Source organism: Lyngbya aestuarii BL J (assembly GCF_000478195.2).
In the GTDB taxonomy this organism is placed as follows: domain Bacteria; phylum Cyanobacteriota; class Cyanobacteriia; order Cyanobacteriales; family Microcoleaceae; genus Capilliphycus; species Capilliphycus aestuarii.
In genome coordinates this window covers 1-5797 of record NZ_AUZM01000143.1, presented here as the reverse complement: position 1 = coordinate 5797, position 5797 = coordinate 1, and the positions used below count along the sequence as shown (strand labels likewise).

The 5797-nt window shown below is 43.1% G+C and carries 6 protein-coding genes and 1 pseudogene; 6 read left to right on the top strand and 1 reads right to left on the bottom strand.

The annotated features are described in order from the left end of the window. From tnpA to M595_RS26845, 3 genes and pseudogenes are all read left to right on the top strand, one after another. Positions 1–243 (top strand): annotated as a pseudogene (gene tnpA, locus M595_RS29795) (IS200/IS605 family transposase); the annotation flags it as partial. A 118-nt stretch (positions 244–361) separates the two neighbouring features. Further along, complete coding sequence (locus M595_RS26850) at positions 362–1453, top strand: bifunctional riboflavin kinase/FAD synthetase (protein WP_023069745.1); 1092 nt, start codon at positions 362–364, stop codon at positions 1451–1453. Positions 1454–1589: 136 nt separating this feature from the next. Then, positions 1590–2498: an AAA family ATPase gene (locus M595_RS26845; protein WP_023069743.1), complete on the top strand. Its 909-nt coding sequence runs from the start codon at positions 1590–1592 to the stop codon at positions 2496–2498. Between the two features lie 154 nt (positions 2499–2652). Here M595_RS26845 and M595_RS26840 read toward each other — a convergent pair whose 3' ends face one another. Beyond that, positions 2653–3063, bottom strand: a complete 411-nt coding sequence (locus tag M595_RS26840) for an AbrB/MazE/SpoVT family DNA-binding domain-containing protein (protein WP_023069744.1) — start codon at positions 3061–3063, stop codon at positions 2653–2655. 454 nt (positions 3064–3517) lie between these two features. Between M595_RS26840 and M595_RS26835 the strand changes: the two genes are divergently transcribed. The 3 genes from M595_RS26835 (at position 3518) to pyrR (ending at position 5705) form a co-directional block, all read left to right on the top strand. After that, the gene (locus tag M595_RS26835; protein WP_009787503.1) at positions 3518–3961 is read left to right on the top strand and encodes an Rrf2 family transcriptional regulator; all 444 of its coding nucleotides are present in this window, start codon (positions 3518–3520) and stop codon (positions 3959–3961) included. 72 nt (positions 3962–4033) lie between these two features. After that, positions 4034–5041 (top strand): adenosylcobinamide-phosphate synthase CbiB, encoded by a 1008-nt coding sequence (gene cbiB / locus M595_RS26830; protein ID WP_023069747.1) that lies wholly within the window; start codon positions 4034–4036, stop codon positions 5039–5041. Positions 5042–5171: 130 nt separating this feature from the next. Further along, positions 5172–5705 carry a bifunctional pyr operon transcriptional regulator/uracil phosphoribosyltransferase PyrR gene (gene pyrR / locus M595_RS26825; RefSeq protein WP_023069746.1) on the top strand — a complete coding sequence of 178 codons (534 nt, stop codon included), beginning with the start codon at positions 5172–5174 and terminating at the stop codon, positions 5703–5705. Positions 5706–5797: the final 92 nt, after the last annotated feature.

The following is a 5797-nucleotide window of genomic DNA, read 5'->3' as shown; positions in this document are numbered from 1 at the left end:
ATCATGTTCATCTTCTTTTTCAGTACCATCGGTGACATTGCTTTAAGTAATTTGGTTAATAATCTCAAATCTGTAACGTCCCGAAAGCTTAGACAAGAATTTTCCGACCACTTAAATTCTTTTTACTGGAAAGATGTTTTATGGAATGGCTCTTACTTTGTTGCTAGTTGTGGTGGAATAACTATTTCAACTCGGCGACAATATATCGAAAATCAGAACAAACCTAATTCCGATAAACCCTGACCGCAATTCATCTCACGCTGCTCTGTCGGGTTAGAAGTGAGGCTTCTTGGGGAAGAAGCTAAAAATTTGTTGTATGATTTTTGATCACAATCCCTCAGTTTGTGTCAAAATGTAAAGCGTGTGGATTACTTCTTCGCTAAACACTGTTTTAACTCCGACTGCCGTTGCCTTAGGAAACTTTGATGGAATACATCGAGGGCATCGACAGGTAATTCAGCCTATCTTCAGGCAATCTCAGTCGATTCGTTCATCTTTGCTGTCGCCGCAACAGCCAGAAATCTTCTTCACTCAGGTTGATTCGCCTTTACAACCCCCACCTCCGGCTCAAAACTCTCGTTCGGGTGTTTCCCTTACTCCAGAGGAAAGTCGTCTCAATTGTGATGCAGGTGAGAGTCATCAACGCTACGCTACGGTTGTCACTTTTCACCCTCATCCTCAAGAATTTTTTACAGGTCAATCTAAGAAGCTTCTGACTCCTATTGATGAGAAGATAGAGTGTCTACAAATGATGGGTGTCGAGCAAATGGTTTTGCTGGCTTTTGATCAACAGCTTGCGAGTTTGAGTCCTCCTAAATTTGTTGAAGAAATTTTGATCAAGCATCTACAAGCCTCTCATGTAACGATTGGTTTTGATTTTCGCTTCGGAAAAGGTCGCACGGGGACGGCTACAGACTTACAAATGATCGCTACTCCTTATGGGGTAGATGTGACTATTGTTGATCGCTATCCTTGTGAACAAGGGGAACGAATTAGTAGTTCGATGATTCGTCAAGCTCTAGAACAAGGTAATCTGCAACGCGCTCATCAGTTACTCGGTCGTCACTATACTTTAGTGGGTCAAGTCGTTCAAGGTCAACAGTTAGGTCGAACGATCGGATTTCCCACTGCAAATTTACAAGTACCCCCAGAAAAGTTTCTCCCAAGCTATGGGGTTTATGCGGTACAGGTTTTTAGTCAAGGTGAACCGTTGAATTTAACGGCTTATCCTGCGGTGATGAATATTGGTTGTCGTCCAACGGTGGAAGGTCAACAGCCAACTGTAGAAGTTTATTTGTTAGATTGGTCGGGTGATTTGTATGGTCAAACCTTGACCATTTACTTAAAAGAATTTTTACGTCCAGAACAAAAGTTTGCTTCTCTTGATGAACTTAAAGCACAAATTACGGTTGATTGTGTTCAAGCCGAAAAAGTGCTAAATAGTGAACAGTAAACTGATTGTTTAGGGAATCGTGATCTGAAAAACGGGGAACGGATAAGGGGTAGGTGTATTCTTGATGGACACTGAACTGAAGACGATTACCCGATGACCACTCAATACTAACACTTGATAATAAGCGATTAATAGAATGAGAGAAAAAATTGAACGGCTCAAACACAATCTCAGCCGGACAATTGTGGGAAAAGGGGATGCCATTCGTCTAACGCTCGTTGCTTTACTCTCTGGGGGTCACGCTCTCCTAGAAGATGTTCCGGGCGTCGGTAAAACTTTGCTGGCGAAGTCAATCGCTCGTTCAATTGCGGGAGAGTTTCAACGCATTCAATGTACACCGGATTTGTTACCGACTGATATCACCGGAACGAATATTTGGAACCCCAGTACAGGGGAGTTTGAGTTCTTACCGGGGCCTGTTTTTACCAATATCTTATTAACCGATGAGATTAACCGGGCGACTCCTCGAACTCAGTCAGCGTTGCTAGAGGTAATGGAGGAGCAACAGGTGACGGTTGATCGGGTTTCTCGTCTGGTTCCTAAACCTTTTTTTGTAATTGCGACTCAAAACCCAATTGAATATCAGGGAACATTTCCGCTTCCTGAAGCCCAAATGGATCGCTTTGTGTTGTCACTTAGTTTAGGCTATCCCTCGGAGTCGGAGGAGTTGCAAATGCTTCAACAACTGACAAGTGGGGTGAAAGTTGAGGAGTTACAACCTTGTTTAACTCCAGAAGAGGTGTTGGAATTGCAACAGTTTTGTGGTCGGGTGCAAGTAGAAACTTCTGTGCAGCAGTATATGCTCAGTTTAGTTAGAACCACACGAGATCACGAAGAAATTGCTTTAGGGGTAAGTCCGCGAGGGGCAATTGCTTTGCATCGAGCCACTCAAGCTTTAGCCTTTCTGGCTGGGCGCGATTATGCTTTACCAGATGATGTCAAGTTTCTGGCGCCTTATGTGCTGTCTCATCGTTTAATTCCGGTTGGGGGAAGACGAGCAAAAACGATTATTGAACAGTTATTGCATTCTGTCTCGATTCCCTAGTTTGAAAGCAATTAATACGGTTAGGCTGGCGATGACTAACGTTCGGTCAAAACCAGCCAGAATGATGATGCGCGACGCCGATTTTCCAGAATCAGGAATCGATTGTATTTAATCCCGCTCGGAAAAATAGAAGTCGAAAACGATACTGTGCCAGTTATGACGCTTCGAGTTCTTCTCCCGGTTCGACTTGTCTGAGATGAATATGTTTACGGCCTAAAGAAATTTCAAATTCATCACCGGGTTCCAGATCCATTTGTTTGGTATAAGCTGCACCAATTAATAAATTTCCATTTGACTGTACACTAATTCGATAGCTTGCCGAGCGTCCGCCTCGTCCATTTCCGAGTTGCTTACCATCTAACTCGATTCCTTCTGCATCAATCAGAGCATTCAGGAATTTCATCATGTTGACTCGCTCAACCCCATTTTTTGTGAGGGTGTAGTAACCACATTCTCTTGCTTTCTCTTCTTTGTTGAGATGTTCGAGATCTTTAACTTTTCTCAGTAAAGCTTCACCGATCAGGGGTTGAGGTTGAACATCTGTTCTTTTTTGTTGTTTAGCCATTAATTGGTTCCTTCGACATTCGACAATAAGGTTTTGGCTTTTCTTCGGGCTGACAATTAAGTTGCCCAAAGACATTAGCTAAATATGTGCTTGTGAGACTATATTACACGAATTAAGCAAATTATTCATCACTATTTTAATTTTTTTACTAGATGTAATCGGTTTAAAGCAATTGGCTTGAACCCTTAGCCATCGACGATACTCTCTCAAGCGTTGTGCGATCACCTGTTCGAGTCACGAACAGAAAGGCGAACAACAGTTTTAGTAAATCGACTGACTCAACTTTTGGATCAAGCTGTATATATAAAGTGAGTCTGTAGCGTCCATCATTCTCTGTCGTCTGACATTTGATCAAGGGTTATTCCATTGAGTAAGATCAAGTGGGTCTTCTTCGTCTGTATGTGCTTTCTTGGGCTAAACTAAATGCTGAAGTTGCCGATTTTTTCAGGGAAGGATGAAGTTAACCACTCGCGGACATTATAGTGTAAAGGCGTTATTGGACTTGAGCTTACAGCAGGAGTTTGGTCCGACTTCAGTCAATGCAATTGCTCACCGACAAAAACTACCCGCACCCTATCTAGAAAAGCTATTGATAGAGATGCGACGAGCAGGTTTAGTTGAATCGGTTCGCGGCTCACAAGGGGGCTATCAATTGTCAAGATCACCTGCTAAAATTTCGTTGGGACAAATTTTAGAAGCCGTTGGAGAAAGTATTGAACCTTTACCTCGCCATCAACCGAATGCAGAACTTGCAGAAGACTGGGTAACGTTTACCTTATGGAATCGATTGCATCAAAAGCTTAAAGAAGCTCTCTACAGCATTTCTCTTGAAGATCTCTATTATGATGCTCGCAGTTGGCAAGCCGCTCAAGGTGAAGAAACCAGTTTTGTTGTCTAACCATTGTAGCGGGTTAACACTCAAGAATCTCAACTTTTTTCTGAACTCTCTTTTCCTCCTCATCCTGAATAAATGACTGACTCAAGTTCAATTCTCGCTCTGGTAATTGCGGCTTGGCTCGACTTTCTCATTGGTGATCCCTGGGGGTGGTTACATCCTGTACAGGTTATGGGATGGGCGATTGAGCAATATACCTGTCTCGCTTTTGCTGGGTTTAAAACGCCTCAATCTCTCAAACTGTCTGGTATATTACTCGCAATCTTACTCATTTTTGGTAGCGGATTTACCAGTTGGTTAATTTTACGAGCCGTGCAATCGATCCCCCTTCAATTTCCCCTACATCCAATCTTGGATATAGGGGTAGAAAGTATCATGTTAGCGAGTTGTTTTGCCCTTCGCAGTTTACGTCAAGCGGCTATTGATGTTCTCCATCCTCTAAACAATGGTAATCTGATCAAAGCCCGTCAACAGTTAAGTTTATATGTAGGTCGAGATACTCAAGATTTATCCGAGTCAGAAATTCTCCGAGCAGTCTTAGAAACGGTTGCCGAAAACTCAACCGATGGTATAATCGCTCCTCTATTCTATGCCGGGGTTGGTATGGTAATACCTGGCATTGGTAGTGTACCGTTTGCTTTCGCCTATAAAGCTGCAAGTACCCTTGATTCTATGGTGGGTTATAAAGAAGCACCATTAACCGATATCGGATGGTTTAGTGCAAAATTAGAAGACATCCTAACTTGGTTGCCTTGTCGATTCAATACCCTTTTAATTGCGATTTTGTCGGGAAAACCCAAATCAGTTTGGACAATCTGTCAACGGGATGCAATTTATGACCCCAGTCCGAATGCAGGTTGGAGTGAATGTGCTTATGCTGCGACTTTAGGAGTGCAGTTAGGAGGTGTGAATAAGTATCGAGGTGTGATCAAATCTAAACCGCTATTGGGTGACTTTATTTCCCCTATTACTCCGGCTATTGTTCACCAAGCACTGCAACTGACTCGCCGAACTTTTCTGATAGAGTTGGGATTATTTCTTTTTGCTTATGGGGTGATCGGCTTAATTGTCAATAGACTTTAGAAAAGTTCACTGATTGCGATCGCCGATCTATCGATGTGAAATCGCCACTTTGTCTCTTTCAAACGCCCCAAATCAATAGAGTACAACTCCCACTCCTCCACAACTGACCCCTAATCATACAACATTGAACATGAGTAAAATCGTTGAAATCCTCTCACCCGAAGAAATCCGACGTACAGTTAATCGTTTAGCCTCAGAAATTATAGAAAGAGCGGGCGATCTCTCTGATTTGGTGTTACTCGGAATTCATACCCGTGGTGTACCTTTAGCCCAAAGACTAACTCAACAAATCGAAATTCTCGAACAACTAACTATCGCTGTTGGCGCTATCGATATTACCTTTTTTCGAGATGATTTAGATAAAGTGGGGATGCGAACTCCCGCAAAAACTCAAATTCCCTTAGATTTAACGGGTAAATTTGTTGTATTAGTTGATGATGTTATTTATAGTGGACGGACGATTCGAGCCGCCTTAAACGCCGTTAATGAGTACGGACGTCCAGAAAGCATCACACTTGCTGTTTTAGTTGATCGTGGCCATCGTCAACTGCCCATTCATCCCAATTTTGTCGGAAAAGAACTCCCTACCGCCCGCGAAGAACAAGTCAAAGTCTATCTTGAAGAAACTGATGGACAAGACCGAGTTGAATTGATTAGCCCTTGACAGGGGTGGGGAGATAGGGAGATGGGGAGATAGGGAGATGGGGAGGTGGGGAGGTGGGGAGATGGGGAGATGGGGAGATGGGGAGGTGGGGA

What these genes read in the sequence shown, in the direction of transcription:
- M595_RS26845 (WP_023069743.1), top strand. Translation starts at nt 1,590, where the DNA reads ATGAGAGAAAAAATTGAACGGCTCAAACACAATCTCAGCCGGACAATT.
- M595_RS26840 (WP_023069744.1), bottom strand. Translation starts at nt 3,063, where the DNA reads ATGGCTAAACAACAAAAAAGAACAGATGTTCAACCTCAACCCCTGATC.
- cbiB (WP_023069747.1), top strand. Translation starts at nt 4,034, where the DNA reads ATGACTGACTCAAGTTCAATTCTCGCTCTGGTAATTGCGGCTTGGCTC.
- M595_RS26835 (WP_009787503.1), top strand. Translation starts at nt 3,518, where the DNA reads ATGAAGTTAACCACTCGCGGACATTATAGTGTAAAGGCGTTATTGGAC.
- pyrR (WP_023069746.1), top strand. Translation starts at nt 5,172, where the DNA reads ATGAGTAAAATCGTTGAAATCCTCTCACCCGAAGAAATCCGACGTACA.